The sequence below is a fragment of the Paractinoplanes rhizophilus genome, from assembly GCF_042664765.1.
In the GTDB taxonomy this organism is placed as follows: Bacteria; Actinomycetota; Actinomycetes; order Mycobacteriales; family Micromonosporaceae; genus Actinoplanes; species Actinoplanes rhizophilus.
Window position 1 is genome coordinate 479,696 of sequence record NZ_JBHTBJ010000001.1, and the last position, 15,743, is coordinate 495,438.

11 protein-coding genes are annotated in these 15,743 nt (G+C 75.3%); 6 read left to right on the forward strand and 5 right to left on the reverse strand.

The window, feature by feature from the left end:
* Positions 1-31 precede the first annotated feature (31 nt).
* The 4 genes from ACFQS1_RS02155 to ACFQS1_RS02170 are packed head-to-tail and all read left to right on the forward strand — an operon-like array spanning position 32 to position 7,477.
* Positions 32-949 carry an ABC transporter ATP-binding protein gene (locus tag ACFQS1_RS02155; protein WP_378964182.1) on the forward strand — a complete coding sequence of 306 codons (918 nt, stop codon included), beginning with the start codon at positions 32-34 and terminating at the stop codon, positions 947-949.
* Positions 946-1,623 carry an ABC transporter ATP-binding protein gene (locus tag ACFQS1_RS02160; protein ID WP_378964183.1) on the forward strand — a complete coding sequence of 226 codons (678 nt, stop codon included), beginning with the start codon at positions 946-948 and terminating at the stop codon, positions 1,621-1,623. Before ACFQS1_RS02155 ends, ACFQS1_RS02160 begins: the two co-directional genes overlap by 4 nt.
* On the forward strand, positions 1,620-4,766 hold the full coding sequence (locus ACFQS1_RS02165) for an FtsX-like permease family protein (RefSeq protein ID WP_378964184.1): 3,147 nt from the start codon (positions 1,620-1,622) through the stop codon (positions 4,764-4,766). The genes ACFQS1_RS02160 and ACFQS1_RS02165 overlap by 4 nt, the downstream gene beginning before the upstream one ends.
* Entirely contained in the window at positions 4,763-7,477 is a 2,715-nt protein-coding gene (locus tag ACFQS1_RS02170; protein WP_378964186.1) for an FtsX-like permease family protein, read from the forward strand. The genes ACFQS1_RS02165 and ACFQS1_RS02170 overlap by 4 nt, the downstream gene beginning before the upstream one ends.
* Before the next feature lie 2 nt (positions 7,478-7,479).
* Here ACFQS1_RS02170 and ACFQS1_RS02175 read toward each other — a convergent pair whose 3' ends face one another.
* Both ACFQS1_RS02175 and ACFQS1_RS02180 read right to left on the reverse strand, forming a co-directional pair.
* Positions 7,480-7,959: an SRPBCC family protein gene (locus ACFQS1_RS02175; RefSeq protein WP_378964187.1), complete on the reverse strand. Its 480-nt coding sequence runs from the start codon at positions 7,957-7,959 to the stop codon at positions 7,480-7,482.
* The gene (locus ACFQS1_RS02180) at positions 7,956-8,318 is read right to left on the reverse strand and encodes a metalloregulator ArsR/SmtB family transcription factor (protein ID WP_378964188.1); all 363 of its coding nucleotides are present in this window, start codon (positions 8,316-8,318) and stop codon (positions 7,956-7,958) included. Before ACFQS1_RS02180 ends, ACFQS1_RS02175 begins: the two co-directional genes overlap by 4 nt.
* Before the next feature lie 94 nt (positions 8,319-8,412).
* On the opposite strand from ACFQS1_RS02180, the gene ACFQS1_RS02185 reads away from it, so the two are divergent.
* Together ACFQS1_RS02185 and ACFQS1_RS02190 are read left to right on the forward strand one after the other, a co-directional pair.
* Complete coding sequence (locus tag ACFQS1_RS02185) at positions 8,413-9,426, forward strand: NADPH:quinone reductase (protein WP_378964190.1); 1,014 nt, start codon at positions 8,413-8,415, stop codon at positions 9,424-9,426.
* Between the two features lie 71 nt (positions 9,427-9,497).
* On the forward strand, positions 9,498-9,959 hold the full coding sequence (locus ACFQS1_RS02190) for an SRPBCC family protein (RefSeq protein ID WP_378964191.1): 462 nt from the start codon (positions 9,498-9,500) through the stop codon (positions 9,957-9,959).
* A 78-nt stretch (positions 9,960-10,037) separates the two neighbouring features.
* On the opposite strand, the gene ACFQS1_RS02195 is transcribed toward ACFQS1_RS02190, so the two are convergent.
* The 3 genes from ACFQS1_RS02195 to ACFQS1_RS02205 are packed head-to-tail and all read right to left on the reverse strand — an operon-like array spanning position 10,038 to position 15,725.
* Positions 10,038-11,108 (reverse strand): enolase C-terminal domain-like protein, encoded by a 1,071-nt coding sequence (locus ACFQS1_RS02195; protein ID WP_378964192.1) that lies wholly within the window; start codon positions 11,106-11,108, stop codon positions 10,038-10,040.
* Positions 11,098-13,959: an FAD-binding and (Fe-S)-binding domain-containing protein gene (locus ACFQS1_RS02200; RefSeq protein WP_378964193.1), complete on the reverse strand. Its 2,862-nt coding sequence runs from the start codon at positions 13,957-13,959 to the stop codon at positions 11,098-11,100. The genes ACFQS1_RS02195 and ACFQS1_RS02200 overlap by 11 nt, the downstream gene beginning before the upstream one ends.
* 2 nt (positions 13,960-13,961) lie before the next feature.
* Positions 13,962-15,725 carry a thiamine pyrophosphate-dependent enzyme gene (locus tag ACFQS1_RS02205; protein ID WP_378964194.1) on the reverse strand — a complete coding sequence of 588 codons (1,764 nt, stop codon included), beginning with the start codon at positions 15,723-15,725 and terminating at the stop codon, positions 13,962-13,964.
* Positions 15,726-15,743: the final 18 nt, after the last annotated feature.

The window sequence follows — 15,743 nt, forward strand, 5'->3', positions numbered from 1 at the left end:
GGTTGGCGGCGCCGGTATAGGGTGATCGCCGATGTCCACTCCGCTGTCCCTGCCGCCCCCGCCGCCGCGTGCGCCCGAGTTCGGCGCCGAGGCGCTGATCGCCTGCGAGAGCCTGGTGCGCATCTATCAGACCGGGCCGGTCGAGGTGCAGGCCCTGCAGGGTCTCGACCTGATCGTGGAGGCCGGCGAGATGGTCGCCGTGGTCGGCGCTTCCGGGTCGGGCAAGTCGACGCTGCTGTCGATCCTCGCCGGGATCGACGCGCCGACCGCCGGCCGCGCCCGCGTCGACCGGTGGAACCTGCTGTCGATGTCGCGCGCCGACCGGGTGCGGTACCGCCGGCACACGGTCGGTTTCGTCCGGCAGCAGACCGCGAGCAACCTGGTGCCGTACCTGACCGCCGGGCAGATGGTCGACCTGCCGATGACCGCGGCCCGGGTGCCGGCCCGGACCCGCCACAAGCGCAGCCGGGAGCTGCTCGGCGCGCTCGGGGTCGGCGAGCTGGCCGACCGGCGGCCCGGTCAGCTCTCCGGCGGGCAGCAGATGCGGGTCGCCATCGCGGTGTCGCTCGCCAACGAGCCGCGCGTGCTGCTCGCCGACGAGCCGACCGGCGAGCTCGACACCGCCACCTCGGCCGAGGTGTTCGGCGCGCTGCGCGACGTCAACCGCGACCTGGGGGTCACCATCGTCGTCGTCACCCACGACCCGGCGGTCAGCGGCCAGGTGGAGCGCACCGTGGCCATCCGTGACGGCCGCACCAGCAGCGAGGTGCTGCGCCGCACCGCCACCGCCGACGACGGCGGCGAGCACGTCATCGCCGAGGAGTACGCGGTGATGGACCGGGCCGGCCGCGTGCAGATCCCGGCCGATTACCGCGAGGCCCTCGCCCTCACCCGCCGGGTGCGGCTGGCGCTGGAGCCGGACCACGTCACGATCCGGCCGGACGCATGACCGCGCCGCTTCTTACGGTCGCAGGGGTGCACCGCACCTTCGGATCGGGGCCTGCCGCGGTGCACGCGCTCGACGACATCTCCTTCGAGGTCGAGCCGGGCACCATGGTCGCGCTCGTCGGCCGCTCCGGCTCGGGCAAGACGACCCTGCTCAACGTCATCGGCGGCCTCGACCGGCCGGACGCCGGCTCGGTCACCGTCGACGGCGTCGACGTCACCGGCCTCGACGAGGACGGGCTCTCCCGGCTGCGGCGCGAGAAGGTCTCCTACGTCTTCCAGACCTTCGGCCTGATCCCGGTGCTCTCCGCCGCCGAGAACGTGGGCGTGCCGCTGCGCCTGGCCCGCGCCGAGGCCGCCGAGCGCGAGCGCCGGGTCGAGCTGCTCCTCGAGCTCGTCGGGCTGGCCGACCACGCCAGGCAGCGGCCCGGCGAGCTCTCCGGCGGCCAGCAGCAGCGGGTCGCGATCGCCCGCGCGCTGGCCGCGTCGCCCCGGCTGCTCATCGCCGACGAGCCCACCGGCCAGCTCGACGCCGAGACCGGCCTCGCGGTGATGGCGCTGCTGCGCGGCATCGTCGAGTCCGAGGGCGTCACCGCGCTCGTCTCCACCCACGACCCGGTGATGATGGCGCTCGCCGACCGGGTCATCCAGATCGCCGACGGACACCTGCTCCCGTGATCGCGCTCCTCGCCCGGCGCGCCCGCGCGCAGTGGCCGCTGCTGGCCGCCCTGCTCGCCGTGCTCACCGTCGGCGCCACCCTGCTCGGCGCCTGCGCGCTGCTGGTGACCCGCACGTCGGAGCGGGCCGTGGAGGTCGCCGCCACCCGGGCCGACGCCGACGACGTCGCGGTCACCGCGTACACGGTCACCATCGCGCCCGGCGACGCCCGCTCGGTCGCCGCCGACACCCGGGCCGTGCTGACCTCGGCGATCGCGCCGTTCGCGTCGACCACGACCACCCGCGCGTCGTCGGTCATGCGGGCGCTGCCGGGCGACCGGGAGGCGTACATGTCGGGGGTCGAGGGTCTCGCCTCGCGCGCCACCCTCATCGCCGGGCGGTGGCCGCGGGCCGCGGCCGACGCGGCGCCGTCGGGCACCCCGCTGGAGGCCGCGCTCTTCGACAACACCGCGCGGCTGCTCGGCGTGAAGGTCGGCAGCCGGGTCCGGCTCGGCGCGGAGATGACCCGCGACCCGGCGCCGCCGGTCGAGGTGACCGTGGTCGGGCTCGTGCACCCGCTGCCCGCGGCGGGCTGGGACCGGGATCCGCTCGCCGGCGAGGGCTTCGACCCGACGCCCACCGACGCCGCGTTCGGGCGCAAGATGCAGGCGTACGGGCCGTTCCTGGTGGACCTGGCCGACCTGCTGGCCAGCGGCTCGGCGCTGGACCGGCTGGAGGTCACCGCCCGGCCGGACCTGTCCGCGCCGCGGGCCCGCGACCTCGACAAGCTCGCCGCCGCGCTGCTCGCCGCCGACCGCAAGCTGGCCGGGACGCTCGCCGACCGCGTACGCATCGAGCGCGTCACCTCCCCGCTGCCCGCCACCCTGCTCGGCGCCCGCTCCCAGCAGCAGCTGACGGCGGGCGCGGTCCTCGCGCTCGCCCTCATCGGCCTGGTGCTCACCGCCATCGCGCTGGCCCTGGCCGGCCGGCTCGCCACCGGCGTGCGCGCCGAGGAGAGCGACCTGCTCACCGCGCTCGGCACCAGCCGCGGCCAGTTCGCCGCCGCCGCAGCCGTCGAGGCCCTCGGGCTGGCCCTGCTGGCCGCCGCGCTGTCCATCCCGGCCTCCTCGGTGCTGCACTCGGCGCTGACCCACGTGCCGCCGCTCTCCGGCGCAGGCCTGTCCGCCCGGCCGGCCGTCACGGTCACGCAGCTCGTCACCGTCGGGTCCGGCGTGCTGGCCCTCGCGCTGCTGCTGGTCACGCTCGCGGTCTGGCCCACGATGCCGTCGGGGGACCGGCGCCGCCGCCGCGAGCTGCTCGCCCGGTCCGGCGCCGACGTGCTGCTGGTGGCGCTGGCCGGGGTCGGCTGGTGGCAGCTGAGCACCCAGCCCGCGGCCTCGGGCACGCGCGCCGACGCCGTACGCGTGCTCGCCCCCGCCCTGCTCCTCACCGCCGGGACCGCCCTCGCCCTGCGGCTGGTCCCGCCCGCGCTCGGCTGGGCCGAGCGGCTCGCCGCCCGGCGGCGCGGTCTCGTGCTGCCGCTCGCCGCGTTCCAGGCCGCCCGCCGGCCGCAGGCCATCGCCGCCGGGCTGCTGATCGGCCTCGGCTGCGCGGCCGCGACGTTCGGCACCGCGTTCGGCGCCACCTGGACCGCCTCCCAGCACGACCAGGCCGACCTCGCCGTCGGCACCGACCTCGCCATCGAGCTCGGCGCTCCCCCGGTCACCGGGCAGAGCGGCGCGGTCGCGGCGGCCACCGGCGGCGTGGTGAGCCCGGTCGCCCGGCACAGCATCGCGGTCGGCCAATGGCTCGGCGGCCCGGACTCCTCCCCGCAGCTCGTGGCGGTCGACACCCGGCGCGCGAGCGGCCTGCTGCGCGGGCGCGGCGACGGCGACCGCGGCTGGGCCCAGATCGTCGCGCCGCTCACCCCGGCGACGCCGGTCGCGGGCCTGGCGCTGCCGAAGGGCGCCACCCCGGTGGTCTCCGGCACCGCGACCGGCAACGCCGCTGTCTCGGTCACGCCCTGGCTGCTCCTGCAGGACGAGACCGGGCTGCGGACCTCCTGCTCCGGCCCGGACCTCCCGCTCGACGGCCGGCCGCACAAGGTGCCCGGCTGCGTTCCGGCGGCCGGGCTGAGCCTCGTCGCGGTGGCCATGCCCTTCGCCGGCCAGCTCTTCGACTGGCAGGCGGTCGCCGCCGTCGACGTCACGCTGACCGTCCCGGGCGCCACCGGCGCCGCGCCACATTGGACCGCGCGCGCCGCTTCGCCGGAGTCGCGGCAGCTCACCGGCGCCAAGGTGTCGGTCGCCGGGGACCGGATGCGGATGTCCGGCGCGCTGCAGTTCGCCGACCCCACCGACGCGAGCCGGACCCTGGTCGTCACCGCGTTCGGCGACCCGGGCCCGGTGCCGATCGCGATCTCCGACGATCTCGCCCGCAACGTCGGCGCGAAGGCCGGCAGCGAGCTCAGTCTCACCTTCGGCGTCACGCCGGTCGACACCGTGGTCACCGAGGTCATCCCGTCCGTGCCGGCCGCGCCCGGCGCCGCGGCGGCCCTGGCCGATGTCGACGCGCTCTCCCGCGCCCTGATCGCCCGGGGCGACCTCGACTCCCCGGTCAGCGCCTGGTGGGTCGGCAACCCCCGGGCCGGCGCGCAGCAACGCGTCGAGGGGCAGCACCTCGGCGTGGTCACCACCCGCGCCGGCGAGACCGAGCGGCTCACCGGCAGCCCGCTGCGCGCCTCGCTGCCGGCGGTGCTGCGGGTGCTGGTCGCCGCCGCGATCCTGCTGCTGCTCGGCGGAGTGATCCTGCACGTGACCTGCGACGTGCAGATCCGCGCGCTGGAGGTGGCCCGGCTGCGCGGGCTCGGCATGTCCCGCCGTGACATCAGGCGCGCCCTGCTCGGCGAGCACGCCGCCGTGCTGCTGCCGCTGCTCGCCGCCGGGGCGGCGGTCGGGGCGCTCGCGACCTGGGTGGTGGCGCCGCTGATGATCCGCTCCGACACCGGGGCGGCGCCGGTGCCGCCGGCCCAGGCGCACTGGCCATGGCTCACCGAGACGGCGCTGCTCGCCCTGCTCGTCGCCGGGACCGCGCTGGCCGTGGCCGCGGTCGTCACCGTACAGGCCCGCCGGGCCGACGCCGCGCACCTGCGGGTGGCCTCATGAGATTCCTTCCGGCACCGCATTGGCCCAGCGTGCGCGGGCGGGCCTGGGCCGACGCCGGTCCGCTGCTGCTGGTCGCGATCGTGGTCGCGGCGATCAGCCTGCTCGCCGCCGTGGTGCCGCCGCTGCTGCGGGCCACCGCCGACGACGCCGCCCGGGACGCGATCCGGGAGGCGCCCGACGACTCCGCCGTGCGCGTCGACGCCCGGTGGGAGGACGACTACGGGCCCACCGGCGGACGCGTCCGCAATGCCCGCCTCGCCGAAGACATGGAAGACATGCGCGAGCGGGCGGAATCGACGCTCGCGCCCGATCTGCGGGCCGCCCTGCGACCGCCGGTCACCACCGTCACCAGCCTCTCCCTGCTGGTCACCGACGGCAGCGTGCAGCGGCACTTCCTGCTGGCCTACCTGCGCAGCGGCGAGCAGGGCCCGGCGGTCACCTGGGTCGCCGGCGGCGCGCCGAAGGGCACCGCCGAGGGCAACCGGGAGATCGCGCTGAACGGCGCGCCGTGGGAGGTGCAGGTCGGGCTCTCCGAGGCCGAGGCGGCCGCGCTCAAGATGCGTCCGGGCGACCACATCCCGCTGCAGGACGAGCAGCGCAACAAGTACAACGTGAAGGTCAGCGGCATCTTCAAGCCGGTCGACACCGCCGACCCCGCCTGGCAGCGGACGCCGTGGGTGCTGCGGCCCACGCTGGGGCTCGACGGCGCCGGCACCACCCGGCTGGGCGGCCTGCTCTCCGCCGACTCGCTGCCCGACGCCCGGCTCGCCACCCTGCAGGACCAGCTGCGGCGCACGGTCTGGTTCTCGGCCGACCCGGACGAGCTGACCTGGGAGTCCGCGCAGCGCCTGGCCGTCACGGTCGCCACGCTCAAGGCCAAGTCGGCGTCGTCCGCCGAGCGCGACGACTCGCTCAAGTGGCAGACCCAGCTCGACCGGGTGCTGCACAAGGTGCGCGAGCAGGTCGACGCGGCGACCGCGCAGGCCTCGGTGCTGCTGATCGCCGTGCTGGCCGGCGGCGTGCTGGTGCTGTTGCTCGCGGCCGACCTGCTGACCCGGCGGCGGGCGGCGGCGCTCACCACGGCGCGCCGGCGCGGGGCGTCGCTGCCCACCCTGGCGACCGAGCTGCTGATCGAGTCGGTGGCCGTGACGCTCCCGGCGGCGGCGATCGGGGTGCTTCTCGCGCTGGCGATCGCCGGCGACGCGGCGATCGCCGGGGTCTGGCCGGTGGTGGCGTGCGCCGTCCTGGCGGGGCCGGGATTCGGGACGGTCGCGGCGGCCCGGGCCACGCGGGACCGGCGTACGCCCGCCAACCGGGCCGCCCGCCGCTGGCAGCAACGCACCGCCCAGCTGCGGCGCGCGGCTCTCGACGTCGCCATCGTCCTCTCGGCGGTGGGCGCGATCGTGTCGCTGCGGCAGCGCGGCGTGGGCGACTCGGCGCTGCCGGCGGCCGCGCCCGCCCTCGGGGTCATCGCCGGCACGCTGGTGCTGCTGCGGCTGATGCCGGCCGGTACCGGCCTGGCGCTGCGCCGGGCGCTGCGGTCGCGCCGGCCGCTGGCGGTGTTCGGGGCCGCGCAGGCGGCGTCCACGGCCGGCCGGGCGCTCCCGCTGCTGGTGCTGACGACCACGACCGCGCTCGCGTCGTTCGCGGTCACACTCTCGGCGACCGTCTCGCACGGGCTCGCGGACGGGGCCTGGCACACGGTCGGCGCGGACGCGCGGCTCGACGTCTCGCCCGACGCCACCGGGTCGACGCCGCAGCTCGCGGCGAAAATCGCCGCTTCGCCGGGGGTCACGGCCGCGGTCGCGGGCGAGGTCATTTCCGGCGTACGGGTGGTCACGAACGACACGTCGGTCACGCCCAGCCTGGTGATCGTCGACGCGGCGGCGTTCCGCCGGATGCTGGCGTCCACACCGCTCGGGGATCTGCCGGCGCTGGACCGGCTGCCGGCCGGCGGGGCACTGGTCCGCACGTCCGACGACAGCCTGCGGCCCGGGCAGCAGCTGCGGCTCTACGTCGGCGACGGCGCGGGCACCTACGGGACGAGTGGCTACGGGGTCGACGACCCCGACGAGGCCGTCGAGGTGACCGCCGTCGGGGTCGCCCCGGAGCTCAACAACCTCGGCGACGTCGTGGTGGTCGACGCGTCGGCCCTGCCCAGCGAGCCGGACACGATCTGGGCCACCGGGCCGGGCGCGGCCCGGGCGGTGGACGCGGTGGCGATCAGCGGACACCCGGTGGTGCGGACCGAGGTGCTGGCCGAGCGGCGCTCGGCGGCGCTGACGTCCGGGCTGCTGACGCTCGACATCGCGGCGGCGGCGACCCTGCTGGCGCTCGGGCTGCTCGGCTTCGCCCTGGGTGCGGCGGCCACCGCACCGGAGCGGTGGCGCACCCTGGCCCGGCTGCGCACGCTGGGTCTGCGGCCGCGCGACACGCACCGGGTGGCGGCCGGCGAGCTGCTGCCGCCGGTGCTGGCGGCGGCGGTGTTCGGCCCGCTGCTCGGGCTGTCGGTGGTCTGGCTCGGCTTCGGCCCGCTCTCGCTGCGCCTGATCACCGGCCAGTCGGCCGCGCCGGCCACGGTGGTGCCGTGGTGGGCGCTCGGCGCGCTGGCGCTCGTGCTGCTGCTCGCCCTGCTCGTCGTGGTGCCGGCCGAGGGGGCGGTGCGGCGCCGCCAGGGTCTGTCCGACGTGTTGCGCACCGGCGGCGACTGACGCTATCGCTGCGCCTCGTAGTGCTCGCGCATCGCCGGGTAGTAGTCGTCGAAGCTCGGCAGCGGCCGGCCGTCGCGGGCGGCGACCAGGGCGTCCAGGTAGAACTCCCAGCCCGGCCCGACCTCGCCGACGCCGTCGGTGGTGGTCAGGTGCTGGGTGAACCGCAGCTCGGTCCCGCCCGGCGTCTCGATGAGGGTCAGATCGAGGCGCCAGCGGTCGGGCTCCTCGCCGGCCGAGAGGGCGAGGCGTCGCGGCGGCTCGCACGCGTCGATGGTCATGTCCATCCAGGGCTGTCCCTCCTCCTGCGCCATCTGCACCTTGACGATCCGGCCCGGCGCGGCGTCGCCCGCCCAAGCGCCGAACCAGCGGGCGGTGCGCTCCGGATCGGTGAGGCTCGCCCAGACGTCGTCGATGGGCGCGCGGAACGTGCGGGTCAGCACGAGGTCGTCGCCGAAGAGACGGCCGGCCGGTGTCGGGCTCATGCGGTTTCCTCCTGAGAAGCGGTGCGTCCGGCGGCGGTGCGCCGCTCGCGGCGGGTGCGGTAGACCTCGGTCTCCAGCGCGTCGAGGCGCTGCGGCCAGCCGGACGGGCGCCGCACGCTCTCCAGCCACCCGGACAGCTCGTCGAGCGGGGCGGTGACCAGCTCGTAGAGCCGGCGACGGCCGGCGGCGGTGTCGCGGACCAGGCCGGCCTCGCGCAGCACGCGCAGGTGGCGGCTGACCGCGGGGCGGCTGATCGCGAACCGGCCGGCGATCTGGCCGGCCGAGAGCGGCTCGTCGCGCAACATCAGCAGGATCTCCCGCCGCACCGGGTCGGCGATCGCGCCCGCCACCTCGTCCACGCCGGAAGCGTAACCATTGGGTTACGCGTCCGCAACCGCACGATCCGGTACGCCTTCGGCGACGGGCGCGAGACGTGCGACGTACGGTCGATCCATGAAGGCCATCATCTACCGCGACAACGGCGGCCCCGAGGTGCTCGAGCTCGTCGACCGGGACGTGCCCGCGCCCGGCCCCGGCGAGGTACGCGTGCGGCTCGCCGTCTCCGGGGTCAACCCCACCGACTGGAAGAACCGCTCGGGCGCCACCAACCCCATGCAGCACCCGGAGATCATTCCGCAGCTCGACGGCGCCGGGATGATCGACGCCGTGGGCGACGGCGTCGACCCGGGGCGGACCGGGCAGCGGGTCTGGCTGTACCTGGCGGGGGCGGGACTGTCCGGCGGGACCGCCGCCGAGTTCACGGTGGCGCCGGCGGCGCGGGCCGTGCCGCTGGCCGATCAGGCCGGCTTCGACGTGGGCGCGTCGCTGGGCGTGCCCGCGCTCACCGCGCACCGCGCGCTCACCGTCGCCGAGGACGGCCCGCGGCGGCTGCGGCCCGGCGCGCTCGACGGCAAGGTGGTGCTCGTCGCGGGCGGCGCGGGCGCGGTCGGGCACGCGGCCATCCAGCTCGCCCGCTGGGCCGGCGGCACCGTGATCAGCACGGTCAGCGGGCCCGGCAAGGCCCGGCTGGCCACCGCCGCCGGCGCCCACCACGTGGTCAACTACCGCGAGGGCGACCCGGCGGCCGAGATCCGGGCGATCGCGCCGGACGGCGTCGACATCGTGGCCGAGGTGGCGCTCGGCGCCAACCTCGCGCTGGACCTGGCCGTGCTGCGCACGCGCGGCACGATCGCGACCTACGCCAACGACGGCGGCAAGCCGGTCGAGCTGGACGTGCGGCAGAACATGACGCTGAACACCCGGTTCCAGTTCCTCGTACTCTACACGGTCGGCGACGAGGCGCTCGCCGCGGGCGCCGAGGACGTCGCCGCCGCGGTCCGCGACGGCGCGCTGCCGGTCGGCGAGGAGCACGGCCTGCCGCTGGTCCGCTTCCCGCTGGCCCGCACCGCCGAGGCGCAGCAGGCGGTCGAGAACGGCGCGGTCGGCAAGGTCCTGGTCGACATTTGAGCAGAACCACGGCGGCCAGGCGGACGTACGACCCCGCGTTATCAGCGGCTGTCGCGGGGTAATCGCATGCCATGGCAACGGTGACCCGCACGATCTCGGCAACCCCGGACCGCGTCTTCGCGGTCCTGAGCGACGGATGGGCCTACAGCGACTGGGTGGTCGGCACCGCCCACATCCGCGACGTCGACCCGTCCTGGCCGGCGGTCGGTGCTTCGCTGCACCACAAGGCGGGGCCGTGGCCGCTCTCGCTCAAGGACAAGTCGACCGTGACGGCGGTGGAGACCGACCGGCGCCTGACGCTGCGGGCGGGCCTGTGGCCGTTCGGCGAGGCCACCGTCGACATCGTGCTGGAGCCGGCCGGGCCGGGCGCGACCAAGGTGACGATCCGCGAGGACTTCCACGCCGGGCCGCTGCACTGGGTCAAGAACAAGATCAACGACCTGGTGCTGCACGGGCGCAACACCGAGACGCTGAGCCGCCTGGGCGACCTCGCCGAGCGCAAGGAGACGCGGCAACCGCACCGAGCGAGCTAGGCCCTGTTTCGTGACCCGGCCAAGTGCGAGGCGAGGTCCAGGCCACGCCGCAGCCCTGGTCGGGTTACGAAACAGGGCCTACGCCACGCGGTAGGGCTCGGCGTCGGCCGCCTTGAAGGTGAGGCCGTGGCCGGGGGCGGACAGGTCGGGGGTCAGCGTCCCGCCCGGCCCGAGCGGCGTGACCCCGTCGAAGAAGAGCCGTTCGATCCGGACGTGGTCGTGGAAGTACTCGAGGTGCCGCAGGTTGGCAGTCGCGGCCGCGCAGTCCAGGTGCAGCGCCGGGGCGCAGTGGCCGGAGACCTCCAGCTGATGCGCGGCGGCCAGCGCGGTCACCCGCTGCCACTCGGTGATGCCGCCGCAACGTGAGACGTCCGCCTGCAGGCAGTCCACGACCGGGGCCAGGCGGGCGAAGCACGGCAGGTCGTACGCGTACTCGCCGGCGGCCACGTCGGGGGCGATCGCGGCACGCACCCGGCGGAGGCCGTCGAGGTCGTCCGACGAGACCGGCTCCTCGAACCAGCGCACGCCGGGGAACTCGGCGGCCAGGCGGATGGCCTGCTTCGCGGAGTAGCCGCCGTTCGCGTCGACGTAGAGCTCGCCGTCGCCCAGCACGCGCCGGGCGACCGCGATGCGAGCCAGGTCGCGTGCCTCACGCGTACCCCAGGACTCGCCGATCTTGATTTTGGCCCGCCCGATCCCGGCGTGGTCGGCGAGCCAGCCGGTGAGACGCTTGTCGTCCCACGTGGTGAAGCCGCCGCTGGCGTAGACCGGAACCGACGGGCGGGCCACGCCCAGCAAGGTCGCCAGGCGTACGCCGAGCAGGCGGGCCTTGAGATCCCAGAGCGCGACGTCCACGGCCGAGATCGCCGTCGCCGCGACGCCCGCGCGGCCCACGTTGCGGATCGCGCGGACCATCGCCTCGTTGGCGGCCGGCACGTCGGTGGGCGGCAGGCCGGCCACCGCGGGCGCGAGCAGCTCGCCGATCAGGTGCCCGGCCGCCGCCGGCGCGTACGTCCAGCCCAGGCCCGTCTGGCCGGCCGCCCGCGCGTGCACGACGACGACCGTGGTGGCCTCCCACGCGAAGGTGCCGTCGCCCTCCGGGCCGTCGGTCGGCACCCGGTACGCCGCCCAGGACAGGTCAAGGGACACGGCGGCCTCGCACCGCGGCGTGCAGCACCTCGGCCAGGTGCCGGGGCCGCTTGCCGGTGTTCGCGTCGTCGATCTGGGTGCGGCAGCTGAAGCCGTCGGCGAGCACCAGCGTGTCCGGCGCCGCGGCCCGCACGGCCGGCAGCAGGCCCTGCTCGGCGCAGGCCAGCGAGACGTCCCGGTGGGCGGCGGTCATGCCGAAGTTGCCGGCCAGGCCGCAGCAGCCGGACGCCGGCTCGGACACGTCGACGCCGATCCGGTCCAGCAGGCGGCGGTCGTCGTCGAAGCCGAGCACCGCGTGCTGATGGCAGTGTTTCTGCACGATCGCGCGCACCGGCTCGTCGCCGGGCAGCCGCGGCCGGAAGCCGGGCGCCCGGGAGACCAGCAGCGACGCGAGCGTGTGGGTCTGCCGGGAGAGCCGGTCGGCGTCCTGGTCGCGGCCGAACATCTCGGGCAGGTCCGAGCGGAAGACGGCCGTGCACGACGGTTCCAGGCCGACGACCGGCAGGCCGGCCCGCAGGTACGGCGCGAGCGTGTCCACGGTGCGCCGCAGCACGCGCGACGCGACGCCGAGCTGCCCGGTCGAGATCCAGGTGAGCCCGCAGCAGACAGTACGCGGCGGCACCACCACCTCGAACCCGGCCGCCTCCAGCACGCCGACCGCCGCGGCCGCGATGCCGGGCGCGAACGCGGTGGTGAACGAGTCGGTGAAGAGCAGCACCGGGCCGAGCGGGCCGGGCGGGGACTTGCGCTTGCGCAGCCACCGGTCGATGCGGGCCGGCGCGAAGCGCGGCACCGACCGCCGCGGGTCGATCCCGGCGAGCCGCTTGGCCGTCTTCGAGCGCGCGATGGTGTTGGCCAGGCCGGGGGCAAGCGCCGCCGCCTGGGCCGCCGCCGGCAGCCAGCCCAGCGAGTAGTGGTCGCGCGGCCGGATCCGCCCGGCGTAGTGGTGGGACAGGAACTCGGCCTTGTACGTCGCCATGTCGACCTGCACCGGGCAGTCGCTGCGGCAGCCCTTGCAGGCCAGGCACAGGTCGAGCGAGTCGCGGACCGCCTCGCTCCGCCAGCCGTCGTCGATCACGCCGCCGTTGACCATCTCGAACAGCAGCCGCGCCCGGCCGCGCGTGGAGTGCTCCTCGTCCCGGGTGACCTGGAAGCTCGGGCACATGACGCCGCCGTCCGGCGCCGAGCGGCGGCACTCGCCCACCCCGGCGCAGCGCAGGGCGGCGCGCGCGAAGCTGCCGTCGTCCTCGTGGTAGCCGAAGTGGGTGGCGGGCTGGGCGGGGGCGTAGTCGGCGCCGAGGCGCAGATCGTGGTCGAGCGGCCGGGCGTGGACGACCTTTCCCGGGTTCATCCGGTTGCGCGGGTCGAAGACGGCCTTGAACTCCTCGAACGCGCGCACGATGTCGTCGCCGTACATGGTCCGCAGCAGCTCGCCGCGCGCCTGGCCGTCGCCGTGCTCGCCGGAGAGCGAGCCGCCGTGCTCGACGCAGAGCCGCGCGGCGCGCTCGACGAAGGACCGGTACGCCTTGATGCCGTCCACGCTGGTCAGGTCGAACGGGATGCTGCAGTGCACGCAGCCGTGCCCGAAGTGGCCGTAGAGGCTGGTCGCGCCGTAGCCGTACTCGTCCAGCAGCTTCAGCAGGGCCCGCAGGTAGTCGCCGAGGCGTTCGGGGGCGACCGCGGAGTCCTCCCAGCCGGGCCAGGCGTCCGGGCCGTTCGGCGTGCGGGCGGTGGTGGCGAGCCCGGCCTCGCGCACCTTGATGAGCCGCTCCCGCAGCTCGTCCTCGAGGATTACGCCGCGGTCGCCGGCCAGCCGCTCGGCCGCCGCCCGGGCCTCCTGCGGGGTCTCGCCGCCGAGCTCGGCCATCAGCCAGGCCCGGCCCGCCGGGAGCATGTCGAGGATCTCGGTGGGCCGGTGCTCCTCGCGCTCGTACCGCAGCAGCTTCTCGTCCAGCCCCTCCAGCTGGATCGGCTGATGCGTGGCGACCGACGGCGCCGCGTCGCCGGCCGACGCGATGTCGGGATAGCCGAGCACCACGGTGACCAGATGCGGGGGCGGCCGCAGCAAGCGGATCTCGACCCGCAGCACGGTGACGCACGTCGATTCGGTGCCGACCAGCGCCCGCGCCAGGTCCAGGTCGGCCAGGGCCGGCAGGTTGTACCCGGAGATGCGCCGCGGGATGTCCGGGAACCGGGTCGCGATCCGGTCGGCGTACCGGTCGTAGAGCTCGCGCAACGCGCGCCGGATGTCCTCGTCGCCCTCGCCGGGTCCGACCCACATCCGGCGGCCGTCGTAGGTGAGGATCTCCAGGCGGGCGACGTTCTCGGCGGTGGTGCCGCTCCATTGCGCCGTCGCGCCGCACGAGTTGTTGCCGACCATCCCGCCGATGGTGCAGTGCGAGTGGGTGGCCGGTTTCGGGCCGATGATCAGGTCGTGCTCGCGCAGCACCGCGTTCGCGTCGTCGAGCGTGGTCCCCGGCAGGATGACCGCCGTGCGGGCGTCGACGTCGACCGACTCGACGCCGCGCACGTGTTTCGTCCAGTCGAGCACCACCGCGACGTTGCAGCACTCGCCGCCGAGGCTGGTGCCGCCGCCCCGGTTGAGCAGCGGCACGTCGTGCTCGTGGCACACCCGGACCGCCTCGACCGCGTCGTCGACGTCCCGCGGGCAGACCACCGCGATCGGCACCTGCCGGTAGTTCGACGCGTCGGTCGAGTAGGCCGCCCGCGCGCCGGCATCGAATCGCACCTCGCCGCGGACGGCGGACCGCAGCGCCGCCTCCAGCGCTTCGTAGGAGGCGGCGGGCGGGTTCCGGCGAGCGGTCGGGTGCGGCAGGGAAATGACCGCCATGCTCAGCCCTTCAACTGCTGGATCTTGTCCTTGAACAGCGTCGACGCGATCGACGCCTTGCGCGGCTGGCCGTGCAGCCACGCCTCGGCGAACTTCTTCGCCTGGTCGTAGCTGACCTTTCCGGGCAGCGGCGGCTCGTCCGGGTTGACCGCGACGTCGAGCAGCGCGGGGCCCGGGTGGGCGAGGGCTTCCTGCAGCGCGCCCGGCAGATCGCCGGGCTTGTTGACGTGTACGCCGAACCCGCCGCACCCGCGTGCCCACGCCGCGTAGTCGGGCAGCGGCTCGCCGAACCGCACCCCGTGCTCGGGGTAGCCCAGCACCATCTGCTCCCAGAGGATCTGCCCCAGCGCGTTGTTGTTGTTGATCACCACCTTGATCGGCAGCCCGTACCGCATCGCGGTGTGGAACTCGGCCATCAGCATCGCGAACCCGCCGTCGCCGACGAACGCGATGACCTGCCGCCCCGGGTGGGCGTGCTGGATCCCGATCGCGTACGGCAGCCCCGGCGCCATCGTCGCGAGCGTGCCGGACAGGTAGAACTCGCGCCGGCCGCGGATCTGCCAGTGCCGGGCCGCCCACGTCGCGATCGTCCCGGAGTCGCACGTCAGGATGGCGTCGTCGGCCGCCTGCACGTCGAGCTCGTGGGCCAGGTACTGCGGGGCGATCGGGTCCCGGTCGGCCGATTCGAGCGCGGTCATCGCCTCCCGCCAGTCCCGGGTCTTCTCCTGGTACTTGCCGAGGAACGCGTGGTCCTTGACGTCGAGCAGGGGCAGGAGCCGCTCGAGCGTCGCGCCGACGTCGCCGACCAGCGGCACCTCGGTCGGGGTCCGGGTGCCGGCCCGCGCCGGGTCGATCTCGACCTGCACCACCCGGGCCTTCCCGGGCTCCGGGAGGAACTTGGTGTACGGGAAGTTCGTGCCCAGCATGAGCAGCGTGTCGGCCTCCTCCATCAGCTCCTCGGAGGGCTTGGTGCCGAGCAGGCCGAGCCCGCCGGTGGTGTACGGCGAGTCGTCCGGCACCACCATCTTGCCGAGCAGCGACTTCACGATCGGCGCGCCCAGCTTCTCGGCGGCCTGCTCGACCCACCGGCCCGCGCCGCGCGCCCCGATCCCGGCCAGGATGGCGATCTTCGTGCCCGCGTTGAGCACGTCGGCGGCCCGGCGCAGGTCGCCGTCGCGCGGCCACACCATCGGATCCACGTAGATCGGCGCGGTCGACGGCGGCCGGACCGGCGCGACCGTCTGGTACGGGTCTTCCCCGGCCGGCGCGATCTGGATGTCGTTCGGGAAGGTCAGATGGGCCACGCCGCGCCGCGCGTACGCGGTCCGGATCGCCACGTCGACCAGGGCCGGCATCTGCGCCGGGTTCATCACCACCTGGTTGTACTCGGTGACGTCCTCGTACAGCCGGTCCAGCGCGACCTCCTGCTGGTACCCGGTGCCCAGCACGCTGGACTCCTGCAACCCGGTGATCGCCAGCACCGGCACGTGGTCGAGCTTCGCGTCGTACAGCCCGTTGGCCAGGTGGATGCCGCCCGGGCCCGAGGTGGCCAGGCAGACGCCGATCCGGCCGGTCGCCTTGGCGTGCGCGCACGCCATGAACGCCGCCGCCTCCTCGTGGTGCACCAGCACGAACTTGACCTTGTCGGCGTGCCGCCGGAGGCCCTCCATGATCCCGTTGATGCCGTCCCCGGGTATGCCGAAGATCGTGTCGACGCCCCACTCGGCCAGCCGCTTGATCAAAAGTTCGGAAGTTATCTCAGCCACCCCCGGCGCCTACCCCCG

Bases quoted from the DNA above. Each gene is read 5' to 3' on its own strand.
- ACFQS1_RS02155 (WP_378964182.1), top strand. From the start codon at position 32: ATGTCCACTCCGCTGTCCCTGCCGCCCCCGCCGCCGCGTGCGCCCGAG.
- ACFQS1_RS02160 (WP_378964183.1), top strand. From the start codon at position 946: ATGACCGCGCCGCTTCTTACGGTCGCAGGGGTGCACCGCACCTTCGGA.
- ACFQS1_RS02170 (WP_378964186.1), top strand. From the start codon at position 4,763: ATGAGATTCCTTCCGGCACCGCATTGGCCCAGCGTGCGCGGGCGGGCC.
- ACFQS1_RS02175 (WP_378964187.1), bottom strand. From the start codon at position 7,959: ATGAGCCCGACACCGGCCGGCCGTCTCTTCGGCGACGACCTCGTGCTG.
- ACFQS1_RS02185 (WP_378964190.1), top strand. From the start codon at position 8,413: ATGAAGGCCATCATCTACCGCGACAACGGCGGCCCCGAGGTGCTCGAG.
- ACFQS1_RS02190 (WP_378964191.1), top strand. From the start codon at position 9,498: ATGGCAACGGTGACCCGCACGATCTCGGCAACCCCGGACCGCGTCTTC.
- ACFQS1_RS02200 (WP_378964193.1), bottom strand. From the start codon at position 13,959: ATGGCGGTCATTTCCCTGCCGCACCCGACCGCTCGCCGGAACCCGCCC.